Source organism: Streptomyces coacervatus (assembly GCF_029223485.1).
GTDB classification, from domain to species: domain Bacteria; phylum Actinomycetota; class Actinomycetes; order Streptomycetales; family Streptomycetaceae; genus Streptomyces; species Streptomyces coacervatus.
Genome location: NZ_JARHTP010000009.1, coordinates 24,425 through 40,058, shown reverse-complemented (window position 1 = coordinate 40,058; position 15,634 = coordinate 24,425). Strand labels below are relative to the sequence as shown.

The window sequence follows — 15,634 nt, the reverse complement described above, 5'->3', positions numbered from 1 at the left end:
ATGTCCCCGCACGCCACCGGCCGGCTCCGCGTCCGACGCTCCGCCGCAGTGGGTGTTCCGCTTGTCGTGATCGCGGCCCTCGTGGCGGCCGGTCCGGGCGCGAGTGCGTCGGACGAGGACGCGCATGTCGTCCGTACGGCAACGCTCGGGGACATTCCGCTCGGCGCCTTCAGCAACGCCCTGCTGCCCGGCACGGTGGACGACGACCACGGCATCGACCTCGGCGGTAACGGCAGCGACATCTACCCGGCGGGCCGCAAGGGCGAGTTCTGGACCATCACCGACCGCGGACCCAACGGCCAGATCAAGGGGGCCGGCACGAAGCGCCGTACGTTCCCGGTGCCGGGCTTCGATCCGGCGATCGTGAAGATCCGGGTGGTCGGCGACACCGTGAAGGTGCTGGACGCGATTCCGGTCACCACCGCCTCCGGGAAGGCCGTCACGGGGCTGTCGAACCAGGCGGGGCGCGACGAGGCGCCGTACACCTACGACGCCAAGTCGCCGCTGTCGTACAACCCCAACGGGCTGGACACGGAGGGCATCGTGCGGGCCGAGGACGGGAGTTTCTGGCTCGTCGACGAATACGGCCCCAGCCTTGTCCACGTCTCCGCGCACGGGAGGGTCCTCACGCGCTATGTGCCCAAGGGGCTGAACCTCGGCGGCACGGACTACCCGGTGGTGGAGGCGCTGCCCGCCGTCCTGCTGCACCGGAAGGTCAACCGCGGTTTCGAGGGGCTGGCCCAACTGCCCGGCGGCGACCTGGTGATGGCCCTGCAGAGCCCGCTGTCCCTGCCGGACACGGATGCGGGTGCAGCGTCGCGCACCACGCGTCTGCTGCGCTTCTCGCCGAAGAAGAAGGCCGTCACCGCCGAGTACGCCTACCGCTTCGACCCCGTGAACGTGGTGGACCCGAGCGAGGACGACACCTCGGAGCTGAAGATCTCCTCGGTGGTCGCCGTGGGCGGCAACCGGCTGCTGGTGGAGGAGCGCACCGACAAGGCCGCGCGGCTGCAACTGGTGAAGCTGGGAGGGGGTGCGAACATCCTCGGCGGTCCCTACGACGACGACACGACCTCGCCGTCTCTGGAGCAGCTCGACGATCCGGCGGCCTCCGGCGTTCCGGTGCTGGACAAGCGGCTGGTCGTCGACCTGGGCAAGGTCGACGGCGTGCCCGGGAAGATCGAGGGCATTGCGCGCGTGGATCACGACACGCTCGCCCTGATCAATGACAACGACTTCGGTATGACTGACGGCGCGGGCGCGTTCGACGCGCAGGGGCGGCTGGTCGACAGCGGGATCGAGACGAAGGTGATCTACGTGCGGCTGCCGCACGGCATCTGACCTCGCGTCACGGCAGTTCTATGCCGGACGGGATCAGCGACCGGATCTCGCTCGGGATCTCGCTGGGCAGCTTCGACGGCAGCTTGCTGGGCAGACTGCTCGGCAGTCCCGTCGGGATGCTCAGTGACGGGGAGGGTTTGGAGCTCTCGCTGCTCGCTGCGGACGGCTTCTTGTCGGGCGAGTCGTCGTTCCCGGAGCCGGACATCAGCACCACGACGCCGACGGCCGCCATCCCCGCGATCACGACGAGCAGGATGTAGAGCGGGTTCCGCCGACGCCTGGGCGGCTGAGGGGGAGGCTGCCAGTCCCCGTAGGTGGGGGGTGGTCCGAACCCGCCGCCCGATGGCGGCGTGTCACCCGGCGGCCCGGGCGGCTGAGGCGGTACCGGCGGTATGGCCATACCGTCCAGAGTCGCCTCGTACCGGGCATGCGGCGACCCCCGCACGGAAGTTGATACGGCCCCATGCCATGGACCGTACGATTCCGGGGCATTGCGCGCGGGGATCGCTCGGGCACGCGCGCATGCGCAGACGGAATCAGGTCCGCATGCGCACGCGTACGCGTGCCGTTCAGCCGCGCGCCCCCAGCAGATGGTCCATGGCCAGCTGGTCGAGGTGCTCGAAGGCCATCCCGCGCGCGGCGGTGGCCTCCACGTCGAACTCCTCGAAGGCGCTGCGGTCGGCGAGCAGGGACTGCAGGCCGTCCGCGGCGGTCGGCTGGGCGAGCTGGTCCAGGCGCGAGGCGCGCAGGGCCTCCTGCACCTCCGGGTCGGCGCGGAAGGCGGCCGCGCGCTCCTTGAGGATGAGGTAGTTGCGCATGCAGCCGGCGGCCGAGGCCCACACGCCGTCGAGGTCCTCGGTCCGCGGCGGCTTGAAGTCGAAGTGGCGCGGGCCCTCGTAGCCGGCGCTCTCCAGGAGGTCGACCAGCCAGAACGCGGCGCGCAGGTCACCGGCACCGAAACGCAGGTCCTGGTCGTACTTGATGCCGGACTGACCGTTGAGGTCGATGTGGAAGAGCTTGCCCGCCCACAGGGCCTGGGCGATGCCGTGCGGGAAGTTCAGCCCGGCCATCTGCTCGTGGCCGACCTCGGGGTTGACGCCGTACAGCTCCGGGCGCTCCAGGCGCTCGATGAAGGCGAGGGCGTGGCCGACGGTGGGCAGCAGGATGTCGCCGCGGGGCTCGTTCGGCTTGGGCTCGATCGCGAACTTCAGGTCGTAGCCCTGGGAGGTCACGTACTCGCCGAGGAGGTCGAAGGCCTCCTTCATGCGGTCCAGGGCGACGCGTACGTCCTTGGCGCCGCCGGACTCGGCGCCCTCACGGCCGCCCCAGGCGACGTAGGTCCTGGCGCCGAGTTCGGCCGCGAGGTCGATGTTGCGGATGGTCTTGCGCAGGGCGTAGCGGCGCACCTCGCGGTCGTTGGCGGTGAAGGCGCCGTCCTTGAAGACGGGGTGCGTGAAGAGGTTGGTGGTGGCCATCGGCACGGTCATGCCGGTCGTGTCGAGAGCCTGGCGGAAGCGCTTGATGTGCGACTCGCGCTCGGTGTCCGAGGATCCGAAGGGGATCAGGTCGTCGTCGTGGAAGGTGACGCCGTAGGCGCCGAGCTCGCTCAGGCGCTGCACCGTCTCGACCGGGTCGAGGGCACGCCGCGTGGCGTCGCCGAACGGGTCCCTTCCCTGCCAGCCGACGGTCCACAGTCCGAAGGTGAACCTGTCCTCGGGGGTGGGCTGGTAGCTCATGCCGCGGCTCCTTGCTTGTTTGCGACGGTTGCCTACGACTATTTCGTCATGGCGGTTTACAAATTAGTATGCGGTCGCGTCCCTGGGAAGGGACAAGATGTCCTCGAAGGGGTGAGGTCCGGGTCACTTGGACCCTGGCATCCTTGAAACAGCAGGTCAGAGCCCGCAGAGCCGCGGAAAAGGGAGAGCCCGATGTCAGCAGCCGAGGGTCCGCTCGTCGTCGGCGTGGACACGTCCACCCAGTCCACCAAGGCGCTTGTCGTCGACGCGGCCACCGGTCAGGTCGTCGCGAGCGGCCAGGCACCGCACACCGTCTCCTCCGGGGCCGGCCGCGAGAGCGACCCGCGCCAGTGGTGGGACGCCCTGTGCGAGGCGCTGCGCCAGTGCGGCGACGCGGCGCACGAGGCCGCCGCGGTGTCGGTCGGCGGGCAGCAGCACGGCCTCGTCACCTTGGACGAGCGGGGCGAGCCGGTGCGCCCGGCGCTGCTGTGGAACGACGTGCGCTCGGCGCCGCAGGCCCGCCGCCTCATCGAGGAACTGGGCGGCCCGAAGGCCTGGGCGGAGCGCACCGGAAGCGTGCCCGGCCCGTCCTTCACGGTCACCAAGTGGGCCTGGCTGGCCGAGCACGAGCCGGACGCGATCCGCGCCACCAAGGCGGTGCGCCTGCCCCACGACTACCTCACCGAACGCCTCACCGGGCAGGGCACCACCGACCGCGGCGACGTCTCCGGTACGGGCTGGTGGGCCTCGGGGACGGAGTCGTACGACGAGGAGACCCTCGCGCACGTGGGGCTCGATCCCGCGCTGCTGCCCCGGGTGGTGCGGCCCGGAGAGGTGGCGGGCACCGTGCGCGACAGCCACGACCTGCCGTTCTCCAAGGGCACCCTGGTCGCCCCGGGCACGGGTGACAACGCCGCCGCGGCGCTCGGCCTCGGACTGCGTCCCGGCACCCCCGTGCTCAGCCTCGGCACGTCGGGCACGGTGTACGCCGTCTCCAAGCGGCGCCCGGCCGACCCGACCGGCACGGTGGCGGGCTTCGCCGACGCCCACGGGGACTGGCTGCCGCTGGCCTGCACCCTGAACTGCACGCTCGCCGTGGACCGCGTCGCAACGCTGCTGGGCCTGGACCGCGAGGCAGTCGAACCGACCACCGGCGTCACCCTCCTGCCCTACCTGGACGGCGAACGCACCCCCAACCTGCCGAGCGCCTCCGGACTGCTGCACGGCCTGCGCCACGACACCACCGGCGGCCAGCTCCTGCAGGCCGCCTACGACGGGGCCGTGCACTCGCTGCTCGGCGCGCTCGACCTGGTCCTCGACGAGGACGCGGACCGCTCGGCTCCGCTGCTGCTGATCGGCGGCGGCGCCCGCGGCACGGCCTGGCAGCAGACCGTACGACGCCTGTCGGGCCGCCCGGTCCAGGTGCCCGAGGCCAAGGAACTGGTCGCGCTCGGCGCCGCCGCGCAGGCGGCGGGACTGCTGACCGGCGAGGATCCGGCCGCGGTCGCCCGGCGCTGGAACACCGCGGCGGGCCCGGTGCTGGAGGCCGTGGAACGGGACGAGGCGACGCTGGCGAGGATCTCCGGGGTACTCTCCGACGCGGCCCCGCTGCTGGAGCGGAGCACCGACAGCTGAGGACGGGGGCATGACCGCACCGCTGCACGAGGCCCACCCGGGCGGCCCGGGGCGGGTGCTGCCCGACACCCAGCAGGGCATGCGCCGCCGCAATCTCGCCCGGGTGATGCACACCGTCAGCGCCGAGGGGCCGCTCTCCCGTGCCGCCGTCGCCTCCCGCATCGGGCTGACCCGGGCGGCCGTGTCGACCCTCGTCGACGAGCTCATACGCACGGGGCTGCTCGATGAGCTGGGCCCCGAGCGGCCCGGACGGGTGGGCCGTCCCGGCTCGGCGCTCGCCGTCAGCGGACACGGCCCCGCCGGCATCGGCGCCGAGATCGGCGTGGACCATCTCGCGGTCTGCGCCGTCGACCTGCGCGGACAGGTACGCGCGCGTGCCGTACGGCACCGCGCCAACCGTGGCCGCTCCCCCGAGCCGGTGGTCGAGGAACTCACCGAGCTGGTGCGCCGGGTCGTCGCCGAGGCGGAGCGCGAGGGGCTGTGGCCCGCGGGGCTCGCGGTGGCCGTGCCGGGCCTGGTGGCACGCGACGCCCGCACCGTCGTACGCGCCCCGAACCTCGACTGGCACGACACCGACATCGGGGCGCTGCTGCCCACGGACATCCCGCTGACCGTCGACAACGAGGCCAACTTCGGTGCTCTCGCCGAACTCTGGCTCGGCGAGAGCACCCCGCACGACTTCCTGCATGTGTCGGCGGAGATCGGCATCGGCGCGGCGGTCGTGGTGGCCGGGGGGCTGCTGCGCGGAACGCGTGGCTTCGCAGGCGAGTTGGGGCATGTGCCGGTACAGCCGGAGGGGCCCGCGTGCCCGTGCGGCGGGCGCGGGTGTCTGGAGCAGTACGCCGGTGAGGAGGCAGTGCTGCGCGCGGCGGGCCTGGAGCCGGGCGAGGACCGCGTCGGGCTGCTCGCGGGGCGGGCCGCCGAGGGCGACGAAGACGTACGCGGCGCACTGCGCGACGCAGGGAAGGCGCTCGGCATCGCGCTGACCGGGGCGGTCAACCTGCTGGACCCCGAGAGCGTGGTGCTGGGCGGCGCGCTGGCCGGGCTCGCGCCCTGGCTGCTGCCGTCGCTGGAGGCCGAGTTGGACCGGCGCACCGCGGGTCCGGCCTGTCCGGTGTCCGTGTCGCGACTGGGCCCCGAGGGGCCGCTGCTGGGGGCGGCGCACTCGGTGGTGCGGGCCGTGCTGGACGACCCTGCGGCGGTGGCGGAGCGGGCCACCTGATCCGGGCGCCCGTGCCTGTGCTCCAGACCGGCGCCCGCGCCGTAACTCCAAACCAGCATCCATGCCGTAACTCCAGGCCCGCACCCGTCCCTCAGTGCCCGACCGCCACCGCGCCTCACCTCCCGACCCGCACCCCGCGCGCGCCCTAGGCTTTCGCCCGGCAACGGCAACGGCACCACCCGAGGAGCGCAACCGTGTTCGACCCCGCAGCTGAGCACCCGTACCCCGACAGCCACCGCCCGGACGCGGCACCCGCACCGCACGCACTGCTCGCTCCCGTGCTCGGTCTCCTGGGCACGTGGCAGGGGCGGGGCGAGGGCGGGTACCCCACGCTCGACGGGGACTTCGCGTACGGGCAGGAGGTCACCTTCAGCCATGACGGCCGCCCGTTCCTCCGCTACGAGGCCCGGGCCTGGCTGCTCGACACCGACGGCGCACCGCTGCGTCCGGCGGCCCGGGAGAGCGGCTGGTGGCGGCTTCAGCAAGAGGGCCGGGTGGAGGCGTTGATCACCCAGCCCACAGGGATTGCGGAGATCGCGGTCGGCCGGGCGGCCGAGGGGGCGGTCGATCTCTCCACTCACCACGTGGCCCTCACCCCCACCGCGAAGGAGGTCGCCGCCACCCGCCGCCGCTACACCCTCACCGCCGACGACACACTCACCTTCGTCTTCGACCTGGCGGCGGTCGGCCGGCCCTTGCAGCACCACCTCTCGGCAAGCCTGCGCCGCACGCGGTAGACCGCTCCGCGGCCGTCGGCTTCACCCGTACGAGTGGCCGGGTTTTCCACATGCGCGCCGTCGTCCACCGAAGCACGGTGCGCCCTTCTGCCCAACTCGCAAGCGCCGTACCGTGATTCACACGAGGCGCTCCCGCCGGGTCGGGCGGCAGGCAGGTCGGCGTGAATTGAGGGGGATTCACATGTCGGGGGACGCAGCAGCAGATCGAGCGGCGGTAGGTCTCAGGCGCGATGCGATCGGGCTGCGCGAAGTGCTGTTCCAGAGCATCACAGCCATGGCGCCGGCCGCCGCGGTCGCCGCCTCCATTCCGTCCGGTGCGGCCTTCGCCGGCGGCAGTCTGCCGCTCGCGGTGCTGATCGCGCTGGTGGCCTGTCTGTTCACCGCGTCCTGCGTGGCCGAGCTGGCGCGTGAACTCCCGGCCGCGGGCTCGGTGTCCACGTATGCCGCGCAGGGCCTGCACCCGGCGGTCGGCTTCCTCGTCGGCTGGGGTTATGTGTTCGTGGAGGCGCTGGTCCCGCCGTTGCTGCTACTGCAGCTCGGCTTCACCACGGCGGGCACCCTGCACCAGGAGTGGTCCTCGTATCCGGCGGACCTGTGGTGGCCCTGGGCACTCGCGGGTGCGGCGATCATCGCGGTCGCGGGGTACTTCGGGGTGCGTGCCTCGGCCCGCTTCGGCACATTCCTGGGGGTCTTCGAGGTCCTCGTCTTCCTGGTGTTCGCCGTCTGGCTGATCGGCAAGGCGGGTGGGGACAACACCCTTTCGGTGTTCGGCACTTCGCACACGGCCGAGGGATACCGAGGGGTCAGCGGGGTCTTCGCCGGGTCGGTGTACACGGTGCTGGCCTTCGCCGGGTTCGAGGCCGCGGCACCGCTCGCCGAGGAGACGCGCAATCCGCGCCGGACGATGCACCGTGCGGTCCTCGGCGCGGCGCTCGGGATCGGCCTGTTCTACGTGGTCACGACCTACGCCATGACGGTGTACTTCGGCCCGGACCGGTTCGCGAGGTTCGGGGCCTCGGGCGCCGCGTCCTGGGAGGGTGTGGCACGGGCGTCGTTCGGCCTGTTCTGGGTGCTGGTGTTCCTGGCCGTGGTGAACTCGACGATCGCCAACGCCAACGCGTGCGCCAACGTCTCCACCCGGACGGCCTTCGCCCTGGCCCGCATCCGCGTCATGCCCCGCATCCTCGCCGTGCTCCACCCGAGATACCGCTCCCCCGTCGCCGGAATCGCCGTGCAGACCGTCGTGGCGGTCGGTGCCGTTCTGGGGCTCGGGTTCGGCTACGACCCGGTGACGGCCTTCCTGCTGCTCGCCACGGTGATCGTCACGGTCGTGATCGGCGTCTACATCGTCGTCAACCTCGCCTGCGCCGGTTATTTCCTGCGCCGCAGACGGGAGTTGCTCAAACCGGTACGGCATCTGCTGCTGCCGCTGCTCGGCATCGTCGCGTTCGTGCCCGCGCTGCTGACCGCGGCAGGCCTGCCCGTCTTCGACTTCGTCACCGAGCTGACGGCGCCGGTGTCCTACGCCGGACCGATCGTCGCCGTGTGGATGGCCGCCGGTGTCGTAGTGCTGCTGGTGCTGATGCGGCGGCATCCCGAGCGGGTGGCCGAGACCGCCCGCGTCCACCTCGACGACCCCTCCCCCACCGGCCTTGCGCAGAACGGAGCAGCCCGCCCATGAGCGACCCCCGCATCCTGACCGTCCGGCCCCAGCCGGGCGAGTACGCCTGGACGTTCGGCGGCGCGCCGCCCGTGGCACGCATCGCGCCCGGCACGGTCCTCGACCTGTACACCGAGGACTGCTTCGCCGGGCGGGTGCGGTCCGAGAAGGACCTGGTGTCCGAGGTGTGCGAGTTCCCCTTCCTCAATCCGCAGACCGGACCCTTCTACGTCGAGGGCGCCCAACCGGGTGACACGGTCGCCGTGCACTTCGTGTCCGTCGAACCGGCCCGCGACTGGGCCGCGTCGACCACGGTCCCGCTGTTCGGGGCGCTCACCTCCACGCACACCACGGCCACACTGCAGCCGCCGCTGCCGGAGACCGTGTGGATCTGGCAGCTCGACCGCACCCGCCGCACCGCGCTGTTCCGGGCGCACGACAGCGACATCGAGGCCGAGCTGCCGATGGACCCGATGCACGGCACCGTGGGTGTGGCCCCCGCCAACCTCGAGGTCCGTTCGGCCCTGGTGCCCGACGCGCACGGCGGCAATATGGACACGCCCGAGATGCGGGCCGGCGTCACCTGTTACCTCGGGGTGAATGTGGAGGGCGCGCTGCTCAGCCTCGGCGACGGGCATGCGCGGCAGGGCGAGGGCGAGACCTGCGGGGTCGCCGTCGAGTGCGCGATGAACACTGTGGTGATCGTGGAACTCCTCAAGGGGCTCGCCACGCCGTGGCCGCGCATCGAGTCGGACACGCACATCATCTCGACGGGCTCGGCCCGCCCGCTGGAGGACGCCTTCCGGATATCCCAGCTCGACCTGGTGCAGTGGCTGGTGCGCGACTACGGGTTCAGCGAGCTGGACGCGTACCAGTTCGCGACCCAGGCGGTCGAGTCACCGCTGGCCAATGTGTGCGACACCAACTACACATGCGTGGCCAAGATCCGCAAGCAGTGGCTACCCGCGCGCGAGACTCATCGCGGTGTGCACGCGCAGCTGCGCGAGATCGCGACGACTTTGCAGGGCTGAGCCTCCCCCCACTGATCGAAAGGCACGGCTTCATGGAACGAGCAAGACCGAGCGCATCCCGGCGGCGGTTCCTGAAGGGCGCCGCCCTGGCCGCCGTACCGTATGCGGTGCTTCCCGGGACGCGGGCCGGTGCGCAGGACCAGGCCGTCGACTACCCGGCCGCCGAGTGGCAGCCGGCGAGCACGTCCAACTACACGGTGTCGGACCGCCCCGCGTCCTGTCCCCTCGGTTACGTGATCATCCATGTCACGCAGGAGAGGTACGCCAAGACTCTCGCCATCTTCCAGAACCCGGAGAAGAAGGTGACCGCGCACTACCTGGTGCGCTCGGCGGACGGGCATGTGGCGCAGTGCGTGCGGGAGGCCGACATCGCCTGGCACGCGGGGAACTGGCACTACAACACGCACAGCATCGGCGTCGAGCACGAGGGCTGGGTGGACCGGCCCGCCTACTTCACCGACGCCCTGTACGAACAGTCGGCCAGGCTCACCGCGGCGATCTGCACCAAGTACGGCATCCCGAAGGACCGGGACCACATCATCGGGCACTACCAGGTGCCGGGGACGAACCACACCGACCCCGGACCCCACTGGGACTGGGCGCGCTACATGAGGCTCGTCAACTTCGCCTGACCGCGGCGGGAAGGCCGTCGTTCGGGTGAACCGGTCGAAACGGTTGTCGGCGCGCGTACCCGGAGTGACGATGTCCTCAGCCGCATGACCTCTCGGGGAGGCCGAGTTGACCGATCCATGGGTGGCCCTGGAGCCGGGGGCCGACCCTGCCGAGCACGCGCGGATGCTGCGTCGCGCGCACGAGACGTTCACCGAGGTGGGCACGGTGACGCGTCCGGTGCGTTCGGTGGTGGCCGAGTCGTGGCGGCGTTCCGCACGGGCCGGCGTGGGGCCCGACGGCACGGCGAGCGTGGACCTCGTGGACGGTGACCTCGGCGCCTACCGGGCCGAGCATCCGCTGGCGCGGGTGATGCCGCTCTTCCGTGAGCTGATGGGGACGTTCGCGGCCGACGGGGAGCATCTGCTCGCGGTGTGCGACGCGCACGGCAGCCTGCTGTGGGTCGAGGGCCATCCGGCCACCCGGCGGGATGCCATGCGGATGAACTTCGTGCCGGGAGCCCGCTGGGCGGAGACGGCGATGGGCACCAACGCGCCGGGGACCGCGGTCGCCGTCGACCGGCCGGTGCAGGTCTTCGCGGCCGAGCACTTCATCCGGCGTGTGCAGCCCTGGACCTGCGCGGCGGCTCCGGTGCACGATCCGCGCACCGGACGGGTGCTCGGCGCCGTGGACATCACCGGCGGTGACGGTCTCGCGCATCCGCACAGCCTGGGCTTCGTGCAGGCGGTCGCGCGCGCCGCCGAGTCGCAGCTGGCACTGCTCGTGCCGGAGCGGCCCGCCGCCGACACGCCGGAGCTGACGGCGCTGGGCCGGGACGAGGCGCAACTCCTGGCCGGCGGGCGCAGGATCAGGCTCAGCCGCCGGCACAGCGAGATCCTCGTCCTGCTGGCCCGTCACCCGGAGGGGCTGACCGGCGACGAGCTGCTGTGCGCGCTGTACGAGGACGAGTCGGTGACGCCGGTGACGCTACGCGCCGAACTGGCCCGGCTGCGCAGGGTGCTGGGCCCGGGGCTGCTGGCCTCGCGGCCGTACCGGCTGACCGTGCCCGTCGAGTGCGACGTGGCCGCGGTCGAACGGCGGCTGGAGACCGGTGCGGTCACGGCGGCAGCGACGGCGTACGCGGGGCCGCTGCTGCCCGGCTCCCAGGCCCCCGCGGTGGTGCGGCTCAGGCACCGCCTCGCCGACGCCCTCCGTACGGCGCTGATCGCCCGCCGCGACCCCGACCTGCTGGCCGACTGGGCGCACGCGCCCTGGGGCGAGGACGACCTCGACGTATGGCGGGCGCTGGCCGCGGTCCGGCCGACGGCGACGGTCCGGACCCGGCTGACCGCACTGGAGGACGAACTGAGGGCACCGGCCAACTGGTCCGGCATCTCAGGTCGCCGGGGAGCGGCGCCGGTGTAGCACTCAACAGGCCCCGGGCGCCGGCGGCAACGTAGTTGCAACGTCGCCGTCCCTAGCCTCCCGACGGGAGCTGCCCAACGGCGGGCAGCGCTTCGAAGGAGGCAGACCAGCATGACCCGTTACGCGGCGCCCGGCACCGAGGGCGCGATCGTCTCCTACCAGGCGCGCTACGACCACTTCATCGGGGGCGAGTACGTGCCGCCGGCCCGCGGGCAGTACTTCGAGAACCCCTCTCCGGTGAACGGGCAGCCGTTCACCGAGGTCGCGCGCGGCACGGCGGAGGATGTGGAGCGGGCGCTGGACGCGGCGCACGCGGCGGCGCCCGGCTGGGGCCGTACGTCCGTCACCGAGCGCTCCGACATCCTGCTGAAGATCGCCGACCGAATGGCGGCGAACCTCGAAGAACTGGCGGTCGCCGAGAGCTGGGAGAACGGCAAGCCGGTGCGTGAGACGCTGGCCGCCGACATCCCCCTGGCCATCGACCACTTCCGCTATTTCGCGGGCGCGATCCGCGCTCAGGAGGGCTCGCTCGGCGAGGTCGACGAGGACACTGTGGCGTACCACTTCCACGAGCCGCTCGGCGTGGTCGCGCAGATCATCCCGTGGAACTTCCCGATCCTGATGGCGACCTGGAAGCTGGCGCCCGCGCTGGCGGCGGGCAACGCGGTCGTGCTGAAGCCGGCCGAGCAGACCCCGGCGTCCATCCACTACTGGCTGAGCCTGGTCGCCGACCTGCTCCCGCCGGGCGTCCTCAACATCGTCAACGGCTTCGGTGTGGAGGCGGGCAAACCACTGGCGTCCAGCCCCCGGGTGGCGAAGGTGGCGTTCACCGGGGAGACCACGACCGGCCGACTGATCATGCAGTACGCCTCGGAGAACATCACCCCGGTCACCCTGGAACTCGGCGGCAAGTCCCCGAACATCTTCTTCGAGGACGTCACGGCGCACGACGACGTCTTCCGGGACAAGGCGCTCGAAGGCTTCACGATGTTCGCCCTCAACCAGGGCGAGGTGTGCACCTGCCCCTCCCGGGCGCTGGTCCAGCGCGGCCACTACGCCGAGTTCATGGAGGCGGCGGTCGCCCGCACCGAGCAGATCAAGACCGGCCACCCCCTCGACACGGACACGATGATCGGCGCGCAGGCCTCCAACGACCAGCTGGAGAAGATCCTCTCCTACCTGGACATCGGCCGGCAGGAGGGCGCCAAGATCCTCACCGGCGGCGAACGCATTGAGCACGACGGCGAGTTGAAGGGCGGCTACTACGTCCAGCCGACCATCTTCGAGGGCGACAACCGCATGCGGATCTTCCAGGAGGAGATCTTCGGACCGGTCGTCTCGGTGACCTCCTTCGACGACTTCGACGACGCCATGAAGATCGCCAACGACACCCTCTACGGCCTCGGGGCCGGCGTGTGGACGCGCGACATCAACACCGCCTACCGCGCGGGCCGTTCCATCCAGGCGGGCCGCGTCTGGACGAACTGCTACCACGCCTACCCGGCGCACGCGGCGTTCGGCGGTTACAAGGGCTCGGGCATCGGGCGCGAGACGCACAAGATGATGCTGGAGCACTATCAGCAGACGAAGAACCTGCTGGTGAGCTACTCGCCAAAGAAGCTGGGCTTCTTCTAGACGCACAAATGAAGGCGCCTGACCTGGTCATTTACCAGGCAGGCGCCTTCCGCCGGGCCTGCTCAGAGAACGGCCCGGTTGTGCACGGATCGAGCCGTTGCTCCCGGACCGGACGCCGATGCGGGGTGGTCGCTGGAGGGATCACCGGGAGGTGATCGACGCGATCGCCTTCAAGTTCCAGACCGGAACGCAGTGGGTGCACCTGCCGGAGAAGTACGGAAACTGGCGCGGCGTCTACAACCGGCTGCGGATGTGGGCTGTCAACGGCAGCTGGGCCCGCAAAAAGAGGCCCCGGCCAGCGAACCGGCAGACCACGCCCTCGGCCGGTCCCGCGGCGGATTGACCACGAAGATCCACCTCGCCGCCGACGGCAGCTGTCGTCCTCGGGCCTTCCATCTCACCGCCGGACAGGCCGGCGACGCACCCGCTTTCGCGCAGGTGATGGCACGTCTACGTGTTCCGCGCCGACGCGGACGGCCCCGCACCAGGCCAGAGGTGGTCCGGGCGGACAAGACATCCCACGCGGATAAGAGTCAAGCCGCAGAGGCGGAACGATCGTCCGGATGGATCGGAAATGCCTTGAGCTCGTCGTAGAGCTGGCCGTGCTGGAGGCAGTAGAAGAGCATGCCCATGAAGCGATTGAAGAGGTGGGGTCCGCGGCGGGGGCTTCCAGCAGCGCTGCCCGCCTGGGGAAGTGACCGAACAGGGTGTGTCACCCGTTGACCGAGGTGGCGGCCGACATCCCGACGACATGCCGGGAGGTGCGCGGCTCCAGCTGCCGCACGCTTGAGGGCTTCTTCACGAAATGGGCCTCCCGCGTCGTCCCTGAGCGGGCTGAGAGACACGAGCCACGCGTGCTCACGGGGCTCGCCGGGCACGCGCAGCCATGCCTCGTACGGCATCGGCTCACCCGTGCGCAGGACCCGCACGACCGCCTCGTCGATCCCCTCGAAGCCCGGCAGCCGTCGCAGCCCGCGGCCCGACTCCCCCACCTGTCGGCCCACCAGGTCCGACTCAGGCCTGCCCAGCGGCGCCGCTTCCATGGCAGAGGTCGCGGACACAGCGAGGCCGTCCTGATCGAAGAGCGTCATCGGAACGGGGAACTGCTCCAGCGCCCGCCGTCGCAGCTGCGCCGCCGGCTCCGGCACCGTGGCCGTCAGAAACCACTGGGTTCCCCCCGTCCGGTCCAGCAGCGGCTGCGCCTCCAGCTCCAATGGGCACGGTCGAACTGGACAGGCCGGATACAGTGCGCGCGAAGGCAGCCTGGTTGCTCAAGGAGGGGTGGCGTGACCGACACCAGCGAAACCCGACTCGCCGACAGTGCAGCGCACCCGATTCGGCAGAGCCGGCTGCTCCGCCTGATGCGCTACCTCCCCCTGATCGCCCCCGTCCTGCTGTGGACCGTGCCCTGCTGGCTGCTGCTGCACACCGGCCAGCACTGGCCGCTCCCTGTCACGCTCGCCGGCACCGCCCTGTTCGCCCTCGGCCTGATCGGTATGCCGCTCGCGATGGTGCGCGGCCACGGCCGACGCCAGCAGGACCGGGCGGCGATAGTCGGTGACACCCTGCTGGGCACCAGCTGGGTTCTGTTCACCTGGTCCCTTCTGGTCGGCGTCCCGTTGCGGCTCGCCCTGACCGTGACCGGCGTCGGCGAGAGTCAGGACCGGGCCCGCATCGTCACTTGGGCCGTCCTCGGCGTCACCGCCGTACTACTCGCCTGGGGGTACGCCGAGGCCCGCCGGGTACCACGGGTACGCCGCCTGGACGTGCAACTGCCGCGCCTGGGGGCCGGGTTGGACGGCACGCGCGTCGTCCTCATCACCGACACCCACTACGGCCCGCTCGACCGCGCCCGCTGGTCGGCGCGGGTCTGCGAGACGGTCAACACGCTGGAGGCCGACCTGGTCTGCCACACCGGCGACATCGCGGACGGCACGGCCGAACGCCGCCGCGCCCAGGCCGCCCCACTCGGCACCGTGCAGGCCACCCAGGCCCGGGTCTACGTCACTGGCAACCACGAGTACTACAGCGAGGCCCAGGGCTGGGTCGACCTGATGGACGAGCTGGGCTGGGAGCCGCTGCGCAACCGCCATCTGCTGCTCGAACGCGGTGGCGACACCCTCGTGGTCGCCGGAGTGGATGACGTCACCGCCGAGTCCTCCGGCCTCGCCGGCCACGGCGCCCACCTCGCCGGAGCCCTGCACGGCACCGACCCCGACCACCCCGTCCTGCTCCTGGCCCACCAGCCCAAGTTCGTCGACCGGGCGGCAGCCGGCGGCGTCGACCTCCAACTCTCCGGCCACACCCACGGTGGCCAGATCTGGCCCTTCCACCACCTGGTCCGCATCGACCAGCCCGCCCTCGCCGGCCTCAGCCGCCACGGCACCCGCACCCTGCTCTACACCAGCCGTGGCACCGGCTTCTGGGGCCCGCCCTTCCGCGTCTTCGCCCCGAGTGAGATCACCCTGCTCGTACTCCGCTCCCCGCAGCGGACCCCCACGCCGTAGCGCTGGGCGCGCCGGCAGTTCCGCCTGGAGATGCTGCAGTGCGCCGACACCCCGAAGAAGGGCTACGCATCCTGCAACGCCCTGCGCATCACCAGC

Annotated in this window: 13 protein-coding genes and 1 pseudogene; 11 read left to right on the top strand and 3 right to left on the bottom strand. The window is 71.5% G+C overall.

Features of this window, described 5'->3' with window-relative positions; translation table 11 throughout:
* Positions 1–1,341, top strand: a complete 1,341-nt coding sequence (locus tag P2Q00_RS22635) for an esterase-like activity of phytase family protein (RefSeq protein WP_275774474.1) — start codon at positions 1–3, stop codon at positions 1,339–1,341.
* 7 nt (positions 1,342–1,348) lie between these two features.
* On the opposite strand, the gene P2Q00_RS22630 is transcribed toward P2Q00_RS22635, so the two are convergent.
* Both P2Q00_RS22630 and xylA read right to left on the bottom strand, forming a co-directional pair.
* A complete protein-coding gene (locus P2Q00_RS22630; RefSeq protein WP_275774473.1) occupies positions 1,349–1,585 on the bottom strand; it encodes a hypothetical protein in 237 nt (78 codons plus the stop codon).
* A gap of 325 nt (positions 1,586–1,910) precedes the next feature.
* The gene (gene xylA, locus P2Q00_RS22625; protein ID WP_275774472.1) at positions 1,911–3,077 is read right to left on the bottom strand and encodes a xylose isomerase; all 1,167 of its coding nucleotides are present in this window, start codon (positions 3,075–3,077) and stop codon (positions 1,911–1,913) included.
* A gap of 192 nt (positions 3,078–3,269) precedes the next feature.
* Between xylA and xylB the strand changes: the two genes are divergently transcribed.
* The 9 genes and pseudogenes from xylB to P2Q00_RS22580 all read left to right on the top strand — a co-directional run.
* Positions 3,270–4,712: a xylulokinase gene (gene xylB, locus P2Q00_RS22620; RefSeq protein WP_275774471.1), complete on the top strand. Its 1,443-nt coding sequence runs from the start codon at positions 3,270–3,272 to the stop codon at positions 4,710–4,712.
* Positions 4,713–4,722: 10 nt separating this feature from the next.
* Positions 4,723–5,934, top strand: coding sequence for an ROK family transcriptional regulator (locus P2Q00_RS22615; RefSeq protein ID WP_275774470.1), 1,212 nt, complete (start codon positions 4,723–4,725; stop codon positions 5,932–5,934).
* A gap of 194 nt (positions 5,935–6,128) precedes the next feature.
* Positions 6,129–6,671: a heme-binding beta-barrel domain-containing protein gene (locus tag P2Q00_RS22610; RefSeq protein WP_275774469.1), complete on the top strand. Its 543-nt coding sequence runs from the start codon at positions 6,129–6,131 to the stop codon at positions 6,669–6,671.
* Positions 6,672–6,852: 181 nt separating this feature from the next.
* Positions 6,853–8,352, top strand: a complete 1,500-nt coding sequence (locus P2Q00_RS22605) for an APC family permease (RefSeq protein ID WP_275774468.1) — start codon at positions 6,853–6,855, stop codon at positions 8,350–8,352.
* A complete protein-coding gene (locus tag P2Q00_RS22600) occupies positions 8,349–9,362 on the top strand; it encodes an acetamidase/formamidase family protein (RefSeq protein WP_275774467.1) in 1,014 nt (337 codons plus the stop codon). The genes P2Q00_RS22605 and P2Q00_RS22600 overlap by 4 nt, the downstream gene beginning before the upstream one ends.
* Before the next feature lie 32 nt (positions 9,363–9,394).
* Positions 9,395–9,994 carry an N-acetylmuramoyl-L-alanine amidase gene (locus tag P2Q00_RS22595; protein WP_275774466.1) on the top strand — a complete coding sequence of 200 codons (600 nt, stop codon included), beginning with the start codon at positions 9,395–9,397 and terminating at the stop codon, positions 9,992–9,994.
* Positions 9,995–10,100: 106 nt separating this feature from the next.
* Positions 10,101–11,396, top strand: coding sequence for a GAF domain-containing protein (locus tag P2Q00_RS22590; RefSeq protein WP_275774465.1), 1,296 nt, complete (start codon positions 10,101–10,103; stop codon positions 11,394–11,396).
* 111 nt (positions 11,397–11,507) lie between these two features.
* Entirely contained in the window at positions 11,508–13,031 is a 1,524-nt protein-coding gene (gene exaC / locus P2Q00_RS22585) for an acetaldehyde dehydrogenase ExaC (RefSeq protein WP_275774464.1), read from the top strand.
* Between the two features lie 58 nt (positions 13,032–13,089).
* Positions 13,090–13,544: pseudogene (locus P2Q00_RS22580) on the top strand (transposase); the annotation flags it as partial.
* A 20-nt stretch (positions 13,545–13,564) separates the two neighbouring features.
* Here the strand turns inward: P2Q00_RS22580 and P2Q00_RS22575 are convergent.
* Positions 13,565–14,245, bottom strand: coding sequence for a PAS domain-containing protein (locus P2Q00_RS22575; protein WP_425579502.1), 681 nt, complete (start codon positions 14,243–14,245; stop codon positions 13,565–13,567).
* A 72-nt stretch (positions 14,246–14,317) separates the two neighbouring features.
* Here P2Q00_RS22575 and P2Q00_RS22570 point away from each other — a divergent pair, with 72 nt between their 5' ends.
* The gene (locus tag P2Q00_RS22570) at positions 14,318–15,538 is read left to right on the top strand and encodes a metallophosphoesterase (protein ID WP_275774463.1); all 1,221 of its coding nucleotides are present in this window, start codon (positions 14,318–14,320) and stop codon (positions 15,536–15,538) included.
* Positions 15,539–15,634 lie beyond the last annotated feature (96 nt).

Coding starts and splice junctions, on each gene's coding strand:
- P2Q00_RS22635 (WP_275774474.1), top strand. CDS start 1: ATGTCCCCGCACGCCACCGGCCGGCTCCGCGTCCGACGCTCCGCCGCA.
- xylA (WP_275774472.1), bottom strand. CDS start 3,077: ATGAGCTACCAGCCCACCCCCGAGGACAGGTTCACCTTCGGACTGTGG.
- xylB (WP_275774471.1), top strand. CDS start 3,270: ATGTCAGCAGCCGAGGGTCCGCTCGTCGTCGGCGTGGACACGTCCACC.
- P2Q00_RS22615 (WP_275774470.1), top strand. CDS start 4,723: ATGACCGCACCGCTGCACGAGGCCCACCCGGGCGGCCCGGGGCGGGTG.
- P2Q00_RS22605 (WP_275774468.1), top strand. CDS start 6,853: ATGTCGGGGGACGCAGCAGCAGATCGAGCGGCGGTAGGTCTCAGGCGC.
- P2Q00_RS22600 (WP_275774467.1), top strand. CDS start 8,349: ATGAGCGACCCCCGCATCCTGACCGTCCGGCCCCAGCCGGGCGAGTAC.
- P2Q00_RS22595 (WP_275774466.1), top strand. CDS start 9,395: ATGGAACGAGCAAGACCGAGCGCATCCCGGCGGCGGTTCCTGAAGGGC.
- exaC (WP_275774464.1), top strand. CDS start 11,508: ATGACCCGTTACGCGGCGCCCGGCACCGAGGGCGCGATCGTCTCCTAC.